Source organism: Anaerotignum faecicola (assembly GCA_024460105.1).
GTDB lineage: Bacteria > Bacillota > Clostridia > Lachnospirales > Anaerotignaceae > JANFXS01.
In genome coordinates, this window is record JANFXS010000001.1 from 447,814 (window position 1) to 462,711 (window position 14,898).

At 43.8% G+C, this 14,898-nt stretch carries 12 protein-coding genes and 1 riboswitch; of the genes, 6 read left to right on the forward strand and 6 right to left on the reverse strand.

What is annotated here, in order from left to right; genetic code table 11:
• Window positions 1–12 precede the first annotated feature (12 nt).
• Window positions 13–1,461, forward strand: a complete 1,449-nt coding sequence (gene gltX, locus NE664_01985) for a glutamate--tRNA ligase (protein MCQ4725432.1) — start codon at window positions 13–15, stop codon at window positions 1,459–1,461.
• A gap of 219 nt (window positions 1,462–1,680) precedes the next feature.
• Here gltX and NE664_01990 read toward each other — a convergent pair whose 3' ends face one another.
• Window positions 1,681–2,154, reverse strand: coding sequence for a threonine/serine exporter family protein (locus NE664_01990; protein ID MCQ4725433.1), 474 nt, complete (start codon window positions 2,152–2,154; stop codon window positions 1,681–1,683).
• A 1-nt stretch (window position 2,155) separates the two neighbouring features.
• Window positions 2,156–2,920, reverse strand: coding sequence for a threonine/serine exporter family protein (locus NE664_01995; GenBank protein ID MCQ4725434.1), 765 nt, complete (start codon window positions 2,918–2,920; stop codon window positions 2,156–2,158).
• A 355-nt stretch (window positions 2,921–3,275) separates the two neighbouring features.
• Window positions 3,276–3,377, forward strand: a riboswitch (TPP riboswitch).
• 111 nt (window positions 3,378–3,488) lie between these two features.
• On the opposite strand from NE664_01995, the gene tenA reads away from it, so the two are divergent.
• From tenA to NE664_02015, 4 genes are read left to right on the forward strand one after another with little or no spacing between them, the layout of a single operon-like run.
• Window positions 3,489–4,148: a thiaminase II gene (gene tenA, locus NE664_02000; GenBank protein ID MCQ4725435.1), complete on the forward strand. Its 660-nt coding sequence runs from the start codon at window positions 3,489–3,491 to the stop codon at window positions 4,146–4,148.
• A 3-nt stretch (window positions 4,149–4,151) separates the two neighbouring features.
• Window positions 4,152–4,904: an ABC transporter ATP-binding protein gene (locus NE664_02005; GenBank protein MCQ4725436.1), complete on the forward strand. Its 753-nt coding sequence runs from the start codon at window positions 4,152–4,154 to the stop codon at window positions 4,902–4,904.
• Window positions 4,901–5,644, forward strand: a complete 744-nt coding sequence (locus tag NE664_02010; protein ID MCQ4725437.1) for an ABC transporter permease — start codon at window positions 4,901–4,903, stop codon at window positions 5,642–5,644. Before NE664_02005 ends, NE664_02010 begins: the two co-directional genes overlap by 4 nt.
• On the forward strand, window positions 5,641–6,693 hold the full coding sequence (locus NE664_02015) for an ABC transporter substrate-binding protein (GenBank protein MCQ4725438.1): 1,053 nt from the start codon (window positions 5,641–5,643) through the stop codon (window positions 6,691–6,693). Before NE664_02010 ends, NE664_02015 begins: the two co-directional genes overlap by 4 nt.
• A 96-nt stretch (window positions 6,694–6,789) precedes the next feature.
• Here NE664_02015 and NE664_02020 read toward each other — a convergent pair whose 3' ends face one another.
• Together NE664_02020 and NE664_02025 are read right to left on the reverse strand one after the other, a co-directional pair.
• Complete coding sequence (locus NE664_02020; GenBank protein MCQ4725439.1) at window positions 6,790–9,072, reverse strand: hydratase; 2,283 nt, start codon at window positions 9,070–9,072, stop codon at window positions 6,790–6,792.
• Between the two features lie 25 nt (window positions 9,073–9,097).
• A complete protein-coding gene (locus tag NE664_02025) occupies window positions 9,098–10,039 on the reverse strand; it encodes an AEC family transporter (GenBank protein MCQ4725440.1) in 942 nt (313 codons plus the stop codon).
• A gap of 337 nt (window positions 10,040–10,376) precedes the next feature.
• Here NE664_02025 and NE664_02030 point away from each other — a divergent pair, with 337 nt between their 5' ends.
• On the forward strand, window positions 10,377–12,032 hold the full coding sequence (locus tag NE664_02030; protein MCQ4725441.1) for a methyl-accepting chemotaxis protein: 1,656 nt from the start codon (window positions 10,377–10,379) through the stop codon (window positions 12,030–12,032).
• A 424-nt stretch (window positions 12,033–12,456) separates the two neighbouring features.
• Here the strand turns inward: NE664_02030 and NE664_02035 are convergent, their stop codons facing one another.
• Window positions 12,457–13,443: a CotS family spore coat protein gene (locus tag NE664_02035; GenBank protein MCQ4725442.1), complete on the reverse strand. Its 987-nt coding sequence runs from the start codon at window positions 13,441–13,443 to the stop codon at window positions 12,457–12,459.
• Between the two features lie 126 nt (window positions 13,444–13,569).
• Complete coding sequence (locus NE664_02040) at window positions 13,570–14,787, reverse strand: CCA tRNA nucleotidyltransferase (protein MCQ4725443.1); 1,218 nt, start codon at window positions 14,785–14,787, stop codon at window positions 13,570–13,572.
• Window positions 14,788–14,898: the final 111 nt, after the last annotated feature.

The following is a 14,898-nucleotide window of genomic DNA, read 5'->3' on the forward strand; positions in this document are numbered from 1 at the left end:
GGAGGAAAAACAATGGAAATCAGAACAAGGTTTGCCCCAAGCCCCACAGGGTATATGCACATAGGCAATTTAAGGACCGCCCTTTACGAATATCTTATCGCAAAAGCAAACGGCGGTAAATTTATATTAAGGATAGAAGATACGGATCAGGAAAGGTACGTTGAAGGCGCTGTCGACGTAATTTACAACACCCTTAAAATTACGGGGCTTATCCATGACGAAGGTCCCGATGTTGGAGGCGATTACGGCCCTTATGTCCAAAGCGAGCGCCGCGGAATGTATATGCAGTATGCACAAGAGCTTGTAAAAAAAGGCGAGGCTTACTACTGTTTCTGCACAAAAGAACGCTTGGACGGCCTTAAAGAGAAAAACGGCGAGGGCGACGCGTTTTCCCATTACGACAGGCACTGCCTTTCGCTAAGCCAAGATGAAATAAACAATAATCTTAAAAGCGGCATGCCTTATGTTATACGCCAGAAAATGCCTACGGAAGGCAAAACCACGTTTGAAGATGCGGTTTACGGAACAATCAGCGTTGATAACAGCGAACTGGACGACCAGATACTTATTAAAAGCGACGGCATGCCGACATATAACTTCGCCAACGTCGTAGACGACCATTTAATGAAAATAACCCATGTTGTACGCGGCAGCGAATACCTTTCCTCAACGCCTAAATACAACCTGCTTTACGATGCTTTCGGCTGGGACGCCCCGACTTATGTGCACCTTCCGCCGGTTATGAAAGACGCGCATCATAAGCTTTCAAAAAGGAACGGCGACGCGTCATTCCAGGATCTTATCGAAAAGGGCTATATTTCCGACGCCATTATAAATTATATCGCCCTTTTAGGCTGGAGCCCGTCAGACAACACCGAAATCTTTACGCTTGAAGAGCTTAAAAAGAGTTTCAGCATCAGCGGCCTCAGCAAATCGCCTTCTATATTCGACATACAGAAGCTTACATGGATGAACGGCGAATATATTAAGGCCATGGAATTTGAAAAATACTTTTCCCTTGTGGAACCTAAACTTAAAGAAGCCGTTAAAAACAAGAGCCTTGATTTAAGGAAAATAGCCGCCCTGCTCCAAAAACGCCTTGAAACTTTAAACGACGTAAGCGCCCTTGTTGATTTCTTTGACGAACTTCCGGAATATACTACGGAGCTTTACGTTCATAAAAAAATGAAAACGACGGAAGAAATAGCCCTTTCAAGCCTTAAAGCATGCCTTCCTGTGCTTGAAAATCTTTCGGACTGGGAAGAAACGGCAATCCATGACAGCATGATGGCTCTTGTCGGAGAACTCGGAATTAAAAACGGACAGCTTTTATGGCCGATCAGGACGGCTCTTTCAGGAAAGCCGTCGTCGCCGGGCGGAGCTTTCGAGCTGGCTGACATACTCGGCAGGGAAGAAACAATTAAACGCATTGAAAAAGGAATAGAACTTTTAAGCAAATAAACGCAAAAACAGGCTCCCCAAGGCTTTACCGCCGTTTGAGGGCCTGTTTTTTATTTTAAGACGCTTTCCGCTTTTAATTACAAATACAGTTTTAACTTACAGCCGCAAAACGGCTTTTCAATAAAAGCGCCCTCTTAATTATACATAAATCGGAATTGTATCCGTACAGAGCGCCGCTCTTGCAAATCCAAAGCCATATGCATCCAAAGCCAATATCCGTCACTTTTTCCTTTTTTTTCTCTCGTCCTTAGGCGCAACCCATGCGAACGCCCTATACGGCAGTGAAAATATAAATACAATGCCTATCGCTATGGCTCCGGCCATTTGAAGCGTGCCTACCCCTTCTAAATACGAATGATACAAATCCTGTTCAATCATTGCAAGCATCGTATTATACATCGGGTATCCCGGCACAAGCGGTATTATTCCCGGAATCAAAAACAGCGTGCTTGGGGCCCGCCTTGTATATGAAAGTACCCTTGAACATGCAGACACCACAATGGAACCGCCGAAAACCGATAATGTGGAGTTTGTGGTTTCCCCCATTATATAAAAATACACAACCCAGCCTAACGCCCCGGCTATCCCGCAGTTTATAAGCTCCCTTTTCGGCGCGTTATATATAACCGCAAAACCCATGGTAGCAAGGAACGAAAGCACAAAATTAAACGCAAAAGTCCATATATCCGCCATATCAAATTACCCCCAGTTTTGACGAAACGCTCAAAACAACGCCGACGCTTGCCGCAACGGCAACAGCCGTTATAATGGCTTCCGTAACCCTGCTCGCTCCCGAAAGGAAATCCCCGTTCATAATGTCCCTTACCGCGTTTGTAATCGCAACGCCCGGCACAAGCGGCATTATAGAGCCGGTTATAACCGTTTCATAGCTTATAACCATGCCCAAACAGTAAAATACCATCGTATAAATCGTTATTGAAGCCCCGCCTATAAGCGACGCAAGAAACGGTGACGTCCTTCGCGACATGAGGTTATTGGTAATCCCCAAAAGCACGCCCACTGCAAACGCAACGAGCCCGTCGGTAAAACATCCGTTAAATAAAAGCGCGAAAGCAAAACATACAAGCCCGTGCATTAACAACACCAGCGCGGTGTTAAAGGGCTTGATACCGTCAATTTTTTCAAGCTCGTCAAAACCTTTTACAAGGCTGATTTTCCCTTCTACGAAATTCCTTGAAAGCGAATTGGCCTTCGTTACCTTTTCAAGGTTTATAGACCTTTCGGAAATACGCTTGAATTTCGTTATTGTGCCGCCGTAAAGCGGGCTGTGTATGCTGGCAAAAATCCCCGTCGGCGTTACAAACGTTTCTGGCATGGAATCTTTGCTTACCGAAAGTATCCTTTCGAGAGTATCCTCAACCCTGTGGGTTTCGGCCCCGTTCCTAAGCATCACCTCTCCCAAATCTATGGCAAAAGACAGCAGCATGTTTTCATCCAATTAAAATCCCCCAATCCAGAGCCGGCTTTAACGGCAGAATATAAGCGGCGTTATAAAAACAAAAATCCGCGCCGTTTCGGCAAAAACCGGCCGTATAATAAAAAGTATCAATAAAATTATTTGCATGCCCAAACGGCAAAAATAAACTGTATATACCGTTTTCCTTGTCGGAAAGATTAAGCCTGCAAAAATTCCCGCGCAAATTAACGCCTAAGGGCTTCCCGTTGCCCGGAGCCCGCCTTACAGCGTTAAAACAGCAATATTTATAATATGCAAGTATACCACATTTGTCAAAGCTTTTCTTTTAAAATTTATTTACAATATCCGGAATATGATATATAATCTCCTTAACTAAATAGCGGCCCGGGGGTGCTGCAACAGCTTTGCTGTTGATGCTGAGAGAGTCCCTTTGAACCTGATGGTTAGTACCAACGCAGGAAGTGCCTTAAATAGTAAAACTATTGAGCTTAAAAAAACACTTCCCAACCGGAAGTGTTTTTTGCGTTTATAATCGCCTTACAGGCTGGAACTGCTGTTTAGCAAAAAAATTTACAGGAGGCATTATCTAATGAAAACATCTGAAAGGCTTTACAACTGTATCAAAGAAATATGGGACAGCTACAACAGCCACCCTTTTGTAAAAGGCATAAGCGACGGCACGCTCCCTATAGAAAGTTTCAGGTTCTACATGATACAGGATCATCTCTATTTAATGCAGTATGCGAAAGTATTCGCCCTCGGCGTTATAAAGGCGCGGGAAGAAAAATATATGCGCGCCTTCGCCAAAATGATAGACGAAATACTTAACACCGAAAACGCCGTACACCAAAACTATTTAAGGAAACTCGGCATATCCGCCGACGATATTAAGAATGCAAAAATGAGCCTTGCAAACGAAAGCTATACAAACTATATGATTTCCGTCGGCCTTAAAGAAGGCCTTGCCGAAATAGCCGTCGCCGTGCTTGCATGTTCATGGAGCTATAAACTTATAGGCGACTTTATGAAAACAATTCCCGGATGCGAGAATCATGAATTTTACGGCTACTGGATTAAGTCTTACAGCAGCGCGGAGTACGCCGAAAGCAACGACATAATAATCGATATGGTCGACAGCCTTACTGAAAATTACAGCGAGGAAGAACTTCTGAACCTCGAAAAAATAATAACGGTATGCAGTAAATACGAATATATGTTTTGGGATATGTCATACAAAATGGAGATGTAGCCGATGCTTGAATTTAAAAACGTTACTTTTCAATATGAAGGCGACGGCGCTCCAATGATCCAGAACCTTTCGTTCAGCGTTGCGCCGGGAGATTTTATCTCGCTGATCGGAACGTCAGGATGCGGCAAAAGCACTGTATTCCGCCTTATAAACGGCCTTGAGAAGCCGCGGGAGGGCACGATACTTTTTAACGGAAAAGACGTGTCGTCGGGCAAAAACTACAGCGCGTATATGCCCCAAAAAGATCTGCTTTTTCCATGGCGTACAATAGAAAAAAATATCTGCCTGCCCATGGAGATACAGAAAAAAAGCGCCGCCGAGATGAAAGAAAAAGCCCTGCATATGCTCAAAGAAGTAGGCCTTTTCGATTACCGAGCAAAATTCCCCAAAGAGCTTTCAGGCGGAATGAAGCAGAGGGCTTCTTTTGCAAGGACTCTCCTAACGGGAAGCAGTCTTCTGCTTCTTGACGAACCGTTTTCCGCCCTCGATTCCCTAACGCGTATTTCACTTCAGGAATGGCTGCTCGAGGAATGGCAAAAACACCAAAAAACGATACTTTTTGTAACGCATGACGTTGAGGAAGCCGTTTTCCTTTCAAGAAAAGTTTTCGTAATAAACGAGCGGCCTATAAAAAACTTCGAGATCCACGAAATTAACTTGCCATATCCCCGCAGCAGGGACATGCTTAAAAGCCCTGAAATCGTGGAGCTAAAAGAAAAGCTAATCAAAAACTTAAGGCAGGGGGCGCTCATATGAAAAAGAATATTCCGGCTATAATATTGTTCGCTGCGTTGCTTGCAGTTTGGCAGGCGGCGGCAATGGCTGTTGGGGCTCATTATATACTCCCTTCCCCCGTACAGATAATAAAAAAACTTTGGGACCTGCGCGTTCCGCTTTTTACCGTCCACCTTCCCGCAACTATGGGGGTAACGGCAATAGGGCTTATAATTTCCGTTATTTTCGGCCTGTTTCTTGCGGGCCTTATGGATTTGTATCCGAAAATAGAAAAAGCCCTTTATCCGATTATAATAGCTTCGCAGACAATACCTACGACGGCAATCGCCCCTCTTTTTGTGCTGTGGTTCGGCTACAGCATTTGGAGCAAAGTGCTTGTAACCGTGCTTATAACATTTTTTCCCATAACCATAACCGTTTTTGACGGCCTTAAATCTGCCAAACGGGAAATGGAAGAACTGCTTATAACATACGGCGCGGGCAAAAAAGAAATATTTTTTAAACTTAAAATACCGGGCGCACTGCCGAGCTTTTTCTCCGCCTTAAAAATGGCCGTCCCCCTTTCAATAATCGGCGCGGCAATAGCGGAATGGCTCGGCGCGCAAAGCGGGCTGGGATATTTCAGCAAAAGGATGATGACGCAGCTTGACGGCGCCGGAGTTTTCGCTCCCATTGTGCTTTTAAGCATTGCGGCAATGGCTGTTGTAGCCGTAATCAATGTAATTGAAAACAGACTCATAAAATGGAGGAAAGAATTATGATAAAAAAATTGCTTGCTTTATTAATATCATCGTCGTTTATATTTGCCGCATGCTCTCCACAGGGCGGCTCGGAAGGCCAAAACGCCGAAACGCCAAACGGCGAAAGCACACAGGACAATAAAACAGGCTCCGTTCAGGAACTTGAGGACTTTGAGGTCGTGCTCGACTGGTATCCGAACGCCGTACACAGCTTCATATATGAAGCAATCGAAAACGGCTATTACGCGGAAGAAGGCCTTAACGTTATAATACGTTTCCCATCCAACACAAACGACGCCATTTCCCTTACGGCGGCGGGCAAAGCCGATATGGGCATCTACTATATGCACGACATTATACGCGCAAAAGGCGACCAAGACATTCCCGTAAAATCTGTAGGCGCAATAACGCAGGAGCCGTTAAACATATTCCTGTCTCTTAAAGACAAAAATATTACCGAGCCGAAGGATCTTATAGGCAAAAAAATAGGCCAGTCGGGTTCGGATCTCAGCGAAGCAATTATACGCGTTATGGTCGAAGGAGCCGGCGGAAGTATGGACGACGTTGAAGTTATAGACGTTGGGTTCGATCTTATGAGCTCCATGACAACGGGAAATGTAGACGCAACTATCGGATGCATGGTCAACCATGAAGTGCCCGAGCTTGAGGACGAAGGCTTTGAAGTAAACTATTTTTATCCTAACGAATACGGTATGCCGGATTACTACGAACTTGTTTTTGTTACCGGCGAAAAAAACCTTGAAGAAAACAGGGATAAAATAGAAGGGTTCCTCCGCGCCAGCGCGAAAGGGTTTGAAGATATGAAAAAAGATCCTGCCGGAGCCGTAAAACTGCTTTTAGAAAATCAGAACGCCGAAAACTTCCCGCTTAAAGAAAATGTGGAAATGCAGAGCATAGAAACGCTTCTTCCTGTAATGGAAACCGAAAACGCAAAATTTTTAAGCCAAGACAAGGCTGTTTGGGAGGAAAATATAAACTGGCTTTTACAACAGGGTATACTTGAAAATCCCGTCAGCGCCGAGGATGTTTATGAGGATATAATCGGCTGAGTCCGTTTAATAAAATTCAGACGCATAAAATTTCGTCCATAACATTTTAAAATAAAAAGGCCCGCAGCGTAAAGTTTTACGCCGCGGGATTTTATTTTAGCCCCTGTAGAAATTAATCAGGCATCCTGCAAGAATAATTTTCCTTTCGTCATCCGTAAGTTCACCGAGCTTAAGAACCATCTTTTTCATGCCGTTTCCTACAATATACGCGTCTATTTCTCCTTTTTTCTCTTTTATGGCTTCGGCAATATTGGGGATATATATATAGTCACCGTTTTCAAAAGGCGGCTCGCCGTCTAGTATAAACGGCAGCATTCCCCAATTTATAAGGTTTGAACGGTAGCGTTTTGTAGCGTATTCCCCGGCAATATTCGCCCAGCCGCCGAGAACTTTCTGACAGCTTGCGGCCTGCTCCCTTGCGGAACCGTCGCCCGGCTTTACGGCATAGATCGTACTGCCTATACCGGTTGATTTAACGTCAAACCCGCTGAATTTTTCCGAAATCATTCCGTAAACGCCTTCCAGCTCCTCCAGCGCCGACTGCGGTTGTTCTCCCGCAATCCTTGCCTTTTCCGCCTTCTGCACTTCTTTTGCGCGGCCTACATATTTAGGATCTTTCCTTGAAAGCGTAAATTCCGCAAGGCCGAGAGGGTTTGAACGGTACGACGACGTTTCGCCCGACGGTATAAGCTCGTCGGTTGTCGTTACCGGATCTGTGATAACGGAAACGACTTTAACAATCAAATCTTTAGTCAAACCGCTCATGGAAGGCCAGTCCGTTATATTGGGGCCGAATTTAAGCTCGACGCTTTTATCGGGCTTTCCGAATCCATAATAACAACGGTTGTCATAAACTTCCCGGTTAAAGAAATATTGAGGCCTTCTAAGCTCAAAATCAAGCTCGCTTGCGGCAGTTAAAACGCCTTTGTTCACAGCGGTTGCCGCAATGCTCCTTGCATCCATTAGGGCAACCGAAGCTATTTGTCCGTTTGTTATTTTACTTCCTTCCCTGTTAGGGAAATTCCTTGTTGAATGGCGTATGCTCAGGCAGTTATTGGCCGGTACGTCGCCTGCTCCGAAGCACGGGCCGCAGAACGCCGAACGCACAGTCGCCCCCGACACCATAATATCCGCAATAGAACCGTTTTCAACAAGCTGAAGGAAAACAGGCTGGCTTGAAGGGTAAACGCTCAACGCGAATTCGTCCTGCCCTATCGAATGTCCTTTTAATATATCCCTTGCGTCGCAGATATTTTCATATGTGCCTCCCGCACAGCCTGCTATAACGCCCTGTTCAACGACAAGGCGTCCGTTTTTAACCTTGTCTTTAAGAGTAAATTCCACAGTGTCGCTTTCCAGCTGTTCCCTGCCTTTCTTTTCCACCTCGTCCAGTATATCCATGAGGTTTTCATTAAGGCTTTCGATTGTATAAATATTGCTTGGGTGGAAAGGCATTGCAATCATCGGCTTTACAAGCGACATGTCCACATAAATCATTCCGTCGTAATAAGCGGCGCGGCCCGGCTCCTGTTTTTTATAATCCCCGGCGCGGCCATGCACAGTATACCAGTTTTCGGTTTCACTGTCTGTAATCCAAACCGACGAAAGACATGTGGTTTCGGTAGTCATAACGTCTATACCGTTTCTGAAATCCGTGCTTAAATTTTTAATTCCGTCGCCCACAAATTCCATAACTTTATTTTTAACATAACCGTTTTCAAATACGGCGCCTATAATAGCAAGCGCTATATCCTGAGGCCCTACATAAGGGGCCGGCTTTCCCGCTAAATATACGCCTACGACTTTGGGGCGGTCAATATCGTAAGTTTTATTGAGAAGCTGTTTAACAAGCTCGGGGCCGCCTTCGCCTATGGCCATTGTCCCCAAAGCCCCGTAACGGGTGTGGCTGTCGCTTCCGAGTATCATTTTGCCAACGCCGCTCATCATCTCGCGCATATACTGGTGGATTACGGCCTGATGCGCCGGCACATAAATTCCGCCGTACCTTTTTGCACAGCTTAAACCGAATAAATGGTCGTCTTCGTTAATAGTGCCCCCAACGGCGCAAAGCGAATTATGGCAGTTTGTCAACACATAAGGCATAGGAAATTTTTCAAGGCCGCTCGCCCTCGCCGTCTGTACTATGCCTACATATGTTATGTCATGGCTTGCAAGGGCGTCGAACCTTATTTTAAGCCTGTCGTTGTCGCCTGAAGTATTATGCCCGGCAAGTATTGAATACGCCATTGTATTCTTGGCGGCGTCCTCTTTAGATATTGAAACTCCGCAAGCTTTAAGTTCGGCGGCCGCCTCGTTCCCGTCGGCAATTATCTTGTCGCCGTTTAGGAGATAAGCCCCTGTGTCATATAATTTTACCATTTATAAATCTCCCCCTCTGTATTTATTAAAAATGTGAAATAAGCCAAAGCACAAACGGCATTGTAAAAAGGCACAGTATCGTGCACACCATCGTGCCGCTTGTAGCATATGCATCGTCGCTTCCCGCAATACGAGCCACTATAGGCAGCGACATTCCAGTAGGCGTCGCCATAAAAAGCACAAGCATTGTCAGCAGGTCGCCTTCAATAAACCCGGTCTTTCCGAAAACAAGGTATATAATAACTGGCAGTATCACAAGCTTAAAAGGCACGGCCGTAAAAACTTTCGGGTTGGCCGCCATCTTTTTTAATCCTTTTCTTCCTAAATCCAAGCCTATGTATATCGCCGCAAAATATTTAGTGGTGGAACCGACATTGCTTAAAGTGTCCCAAACAACATTATTTTCCGGCTTTAAATTCAGCAAAAGCACAAGTATGCCAAGCAGGACGGAAATTGTAAGCGGCGTAAAAACCTTTTTTAAATCTATCTTCCTGCTTCCCGACGTATCCACTATCATAGGGCCGAAAACCCAGTAAACAACAGCTTCAACCATAGAGTATACGGCTATCGCCAATCCCGAATTATCCGGAAACATGGCGGCTATAACAGGTATGCCCACATATCCTCCGTTTCCAAACGCCGTCACAAGTATATGCATATTCTTAGCCGGCTGTGAAAGTCCGATAATCCTTGAAAGTATAAACCCCACCGAAATTGCAATTACAAAAAGCAGTATGCAGGCAATTAAAAACTTCCACATTCCAAACAATTCGTCCCTTGTGCCGCCTCCGCCAATCATTGTAAACAGCATGCACGGAAGTATAAGCTTTGCAATTATGTCTGACATACTGTTTATGTTCGTTTCGTTCATCAACCCGCTTTTCTGCGCAAAAAGGCCGATTAAAATAAGCACGGCCAATATTTCCATTTGGCCGATAAGCACCAATATTTCTGTTTCCATCTCCATAACCCCTCAATATAACTCCCCGTTTCCAAACATATGCCTGCAAAGGCCATATATAAATATACTTTATCATAAAAATGTCGATATTCCAAACATTTTTTATAAAAAGCGCACTTATTTTAAAAAATTGCATTTTATTTTAATATTCTTTCTTAATTGAAACATTTTTCATAAATTACCGGCAGATCAATTAAAATAATAATAAACATTCTTAGACTTAAACAATCAAAATTGACAAATAAATTACAAAAACCCTATTGCTTTGCTAGGTAAATGTATTTATAATAAATTATGATAAAAAGATCAATATATAGTTATGAAGTTTTAAGGGAGATGAATTATGAAACATACCATTAAAAAAGAAATCTGGATCCGAATTACATTTATATTCCTAGTTGTAATAGCAAGCGGGGTTATAACGACATTCAGCATGAACAGCATTAAGAGGTATACAGAATCCACCAAACAGGCAACAAAAATCAATTCCCTTGTTTTAAAAGCCGAAAAAGCGCATTGCGTATGGGTTGAAAACCTGTCGTCTGCAATAACCATGGGCACGGAATTTACAGGGAGCATGGATTATGAGACTTGTACCCTCGGCCGATGGCTTTACAATACGGCTCCTTCGGAAATCGGCAGCGACAGGATATTAAGCTTGATGGAAGAAATTAAGCCGCTTCATCAGTCCGTACACGAATCTGCCAAAACAGTTTTGGATCTTAACAAAAAAAGTCCCGAACAGGCCAAACAGCTATACTTAAACACTACAAAGGCAAATGTCAGCGAGCTTATTTCCATACTGGACGAAATCTCAGCGATTACGGACGAACAGGTCCTGTCAAATGAAGACGCCCTTATTAATTCCGTTACAGTCACGGAATTGATCTCCATCGCTTCAATTATAATTATACTGATTGTATGCATACTTTTAGTGATTTACGTAATGAAAAGCATAGTCCATCCAATACAGGAAATAACGCTAAACAGCCGTAAGCTTTCCGAAGGCATCCTTGACTTTGAAATAGACGTAAAAAGCAAAAACGAAATCGGCCTGTTGGCAGAAAGCCTTAACAAGTCAGTTCATAACTTAAAAACGTATATTTCCGATATTTCAATGATATTGGACGAACTTTCAAACGGCAACCTGAAAAAAGAAAGCGAAATACACTACGTCGGCGACTTTATTCAAATCGAAAAAGCCATTTCCACAATAACAAACGGCCTTAACAATACTATGAAACGTATTCAGGAATCCGCCCGCCAAGTTGACAGCGGTTCATTGCAGGTTGCAACCGGTTCACAGCATCTGGCACAGGGAGCAACGGAACAGGCCGCCGAGGTAAGCAATCTGCTTTGCATGATAGACGAAATAACAGAGCAGATAAACAACAGTTCCCAAAGCGCGGATATTACCACGGAAGAAGCCGGAAAAGTCGGCGAAAATATCAGCGTATGCAGCGCGCATATGAATGAAATGATTGAAGCAATGGGCGAAATCAATTCATGCTCAAATGAAGTGCATAACATAATTAAAACTATAGAGGATATTGCATTTCAGACAAATATACTTGCATTAAACGCCGCGGTTGAGGCCGCCCGGGCAGGAAGCGCCGGCAAAGGGTTTGCCGTTGTTGCAGATGAAGTGCGCAACCTTGCCGCAAAAAGCGCCGACGCCGCAAAAAGCACAACCGAATTGATTGAAAAAACGCTTGCCGTAGTAAACAACGGCTCAAGGCTTACAGATTTAACCCGCGATTCGCTCCTTTCCGTTGTGGACGGGGCGGAAACCGTTACGGAACACATAAGGGCTATTTCTCAGGCGTCAAAGGAACAAGAAAACGCCATAACAAATATTAAGGAAAGTATCAGCCAAATTTCAACCGTTGTACATTCAAATACCGCTACTTCCGAAGAAAGCGCGGCGGCAAGCGAAGAACTCGCAAGCCAGGCGCAAATCCTCAAATCGCTTACAGGTCAGTTTAAGCTTAAAAACTAAGACGCGCGTAAAACGTCCGTAATAAATGTTATAAAACCGCCCATATCTTCAGTTTAAAAGAGCGCAAGGTTTTAACGGACAGAAAGGGAGCAATAGATGTGTTAAAGCCGCTTGCCGCAGGATCGCCGCGCCGCACGCTTTTGCCTTGCTCTTTACGCCTTTTCTGACCGTTAAAACTCTACGGGCTCACAAAGAAAATTTTTTTGCAGTTCAAGGAGTGTAACATGCCGACGCAGACGGTTCCCACGGCAAGCGTATGCGGCTCGAAAATGCGGAAAATTTTCATTTCGCGGCTTATATTCCCTTGCAAAATGAAGCTATGCTTTGTATTAAATAAACATAAAAATACGTCCCGCTTAAATCCAAACTTTTCGGCAGGACGTATTTTTATATTTTCTTTATTCTTATTTTTATATATCTTATGTCAGACCATACCCAAAGCTTCAAGTATCCGTTCTTCCTTTTCGCTTAACGCAATACACCGCGACAGTTTCTCAACAACCGCATCGCTTTCACAAACACGCCTTTTATTAAAGCTTTCACTGCATATTTTATAAAACTTCTGCGGGAAAAGAACCATAGCGCCGATAACTTTTATTTCATCGCCGCTTAACGTACTTTCGCCGTTATAGGCCGTAATAATTGATTCTACAGTTTCGGCGGAGCATTTCTCGCTTTTCATACAGCGCCTTATATACGCCGCTATGTCAGCCGCCCTGCAGTCATAGGAGCTTTTCTCAAAACCGGTTATATAAAGGCTTTCTCCGCCGGCCTTAAACCTTACGTTATCCCCCTTAAAATTATTGTGGCATACACTCCTTGCTTGGGCGGCTTCTTTTGCGATTAAGCTGTATGCCGTGGAATTTAAAAATTCCTGGGCGCGTTCCGTCCTTTCAATAAAATACTCATAATTTTTTATTATGATTATATCCACAGGCGAATAATTGCTTACCGAATTAATGCGTTTTTTTATCCTTTTAAGTTCGGCTTTCCTTTTCTGCCATGTTTTCGGCAGTTTGCCTAAGCTTACGTTGCCGTCGGCTTCAACGCCTTTGCTTAATTTATGCATAACTGCCATTGCGGCGGAAACTTTTTTAATTGTGTCGGGATCTTCCTCGTCTATATCGCTTGTTTCAACAAAATCCGAAAGCACAAACGTGTTGTCGCCAATAACATAATACGGCTTTCCGTCAACAGAATTATAATAAAGATCCGTGCCGGTAAACCCATTGTCATACAGACGTTTTTTTATTGAGTTTTCAAATATAATTGTTTTGCCGTCGTTTTGCACTTTCCTTAAACTCATATATCCTTTATCCGTTTTACAAACCAGCCCGCGCCTTGTCCTTGAAGCATTGTAAAGGCGTAGGCCGTATCCGTTGTACAGTGCTTTTTCATATATATCGTCCATAAAAATATCCCCCATGTTAACCGTTATAATGCTTTTTTATTTAGGCCGGCATACCTACCGCCGCCTGTTTACATCTTATGATAAAACATGAGTGAATATTACCTCTCTTTATAGCCTTTCAGCCTTTTAAAACCGCTCTTTTTTCAATTCTTCGGCCGTTAGAACCGAAAGGGTTTCAAATGTGTTTAACCTCGGATCATCAAGCACTTTATCCAGAAGGAAATTAAGCATGCCGCCTACTTCCCGTCCCTTCGGCACTCCCATGGCCATTATGTCGTTCCCCGTTATTTTGAGATCCTTAATATATAAAGGCTCCTTGTTTCCGATTACTTCTTCCAGTATTTTTCCTGCCTCAGCGGCTTTTGCGTTTCCTTTGGCGCGCGCCGTATCTATAAGCATACGCGTCTCTTCCGCTCCAAGATTTGACGCCGCTTTTCTTACATCGGCATAAAACGGGCGTATATCGGCCCTTCTGTTTTCAAGCAGTTTTTTAATCGCGTTAAACGTTTTGCCGTCAAATTTAAGCCATTTAACAAATTTTAACGCCTCGTCAAGCTCCACAAAATCAAGGAACAGCGCAAATGCCTCCGCAATATTTTTGTCGGCCTTTTTAATAAAACCTATAATTTCCCCGCCGTTTTTATATACGCCTTCATAAACAGGCCGGGACACATGTCTTATAAGCCCCGTTTCCCACAGCACGGGAAGCCTGTCAAGATAATCTCCCAAAAGCGTTTTCGTAAGTTCTTCCCTGACCCTTTCGGCGCTGATGTTTTTTATAAGCGCCCCGTTTTCCCGTATGGCATTATATGTATTGCTTTCAATTTCAAAATCAAGCTGTACGCTGAACCTTACGGCCCTGAGCATCCTCAAGGCGTCCTCTCTGAATCTTTCGCATGGATCGCCCACACCTCGTATTATTTTTCTTTCAATGTCAGCCATTCCTCCGAAAATATCCACATATCCTTCTTCCGGGGAATATGCCACTGCATTAGACGTAAAATCCCTCCTAAGCAGGTCCTTATGCAGATCCCTTGTAAAACTTACGCTGGACGGGCGGCGGCAGTCCTCATACCCGCCTTCAATTCGATATGTCGTTATTTCATAGTTCCGCCCGCCAATTACAGCCGTTACAGTTCCGTGTTTAATGCCCGTATCCACAGTATGGCGGAATATTTTCTTTACTTCTTCCGGAACGGCAGACGTTGTTATATCCCAGTCGTTTGGACGCCTTCCCATTATCGTATCCCTTACGCACCCTCCTACAATATAAGCCTCATATCCATGCTTTTTTATTTCGTTAATTATATAAATAACGTCGTCTGGCAAAACCGGTTCTTTCATTTGTATTCTCCTTATAATAAATTATGTTAATATAAAATCCGTCAAAACGCCCTTTTTTTACAGTATTGTATATTCACTTTACAAGAACGCGCACGTTTCGCAAAAAATTTT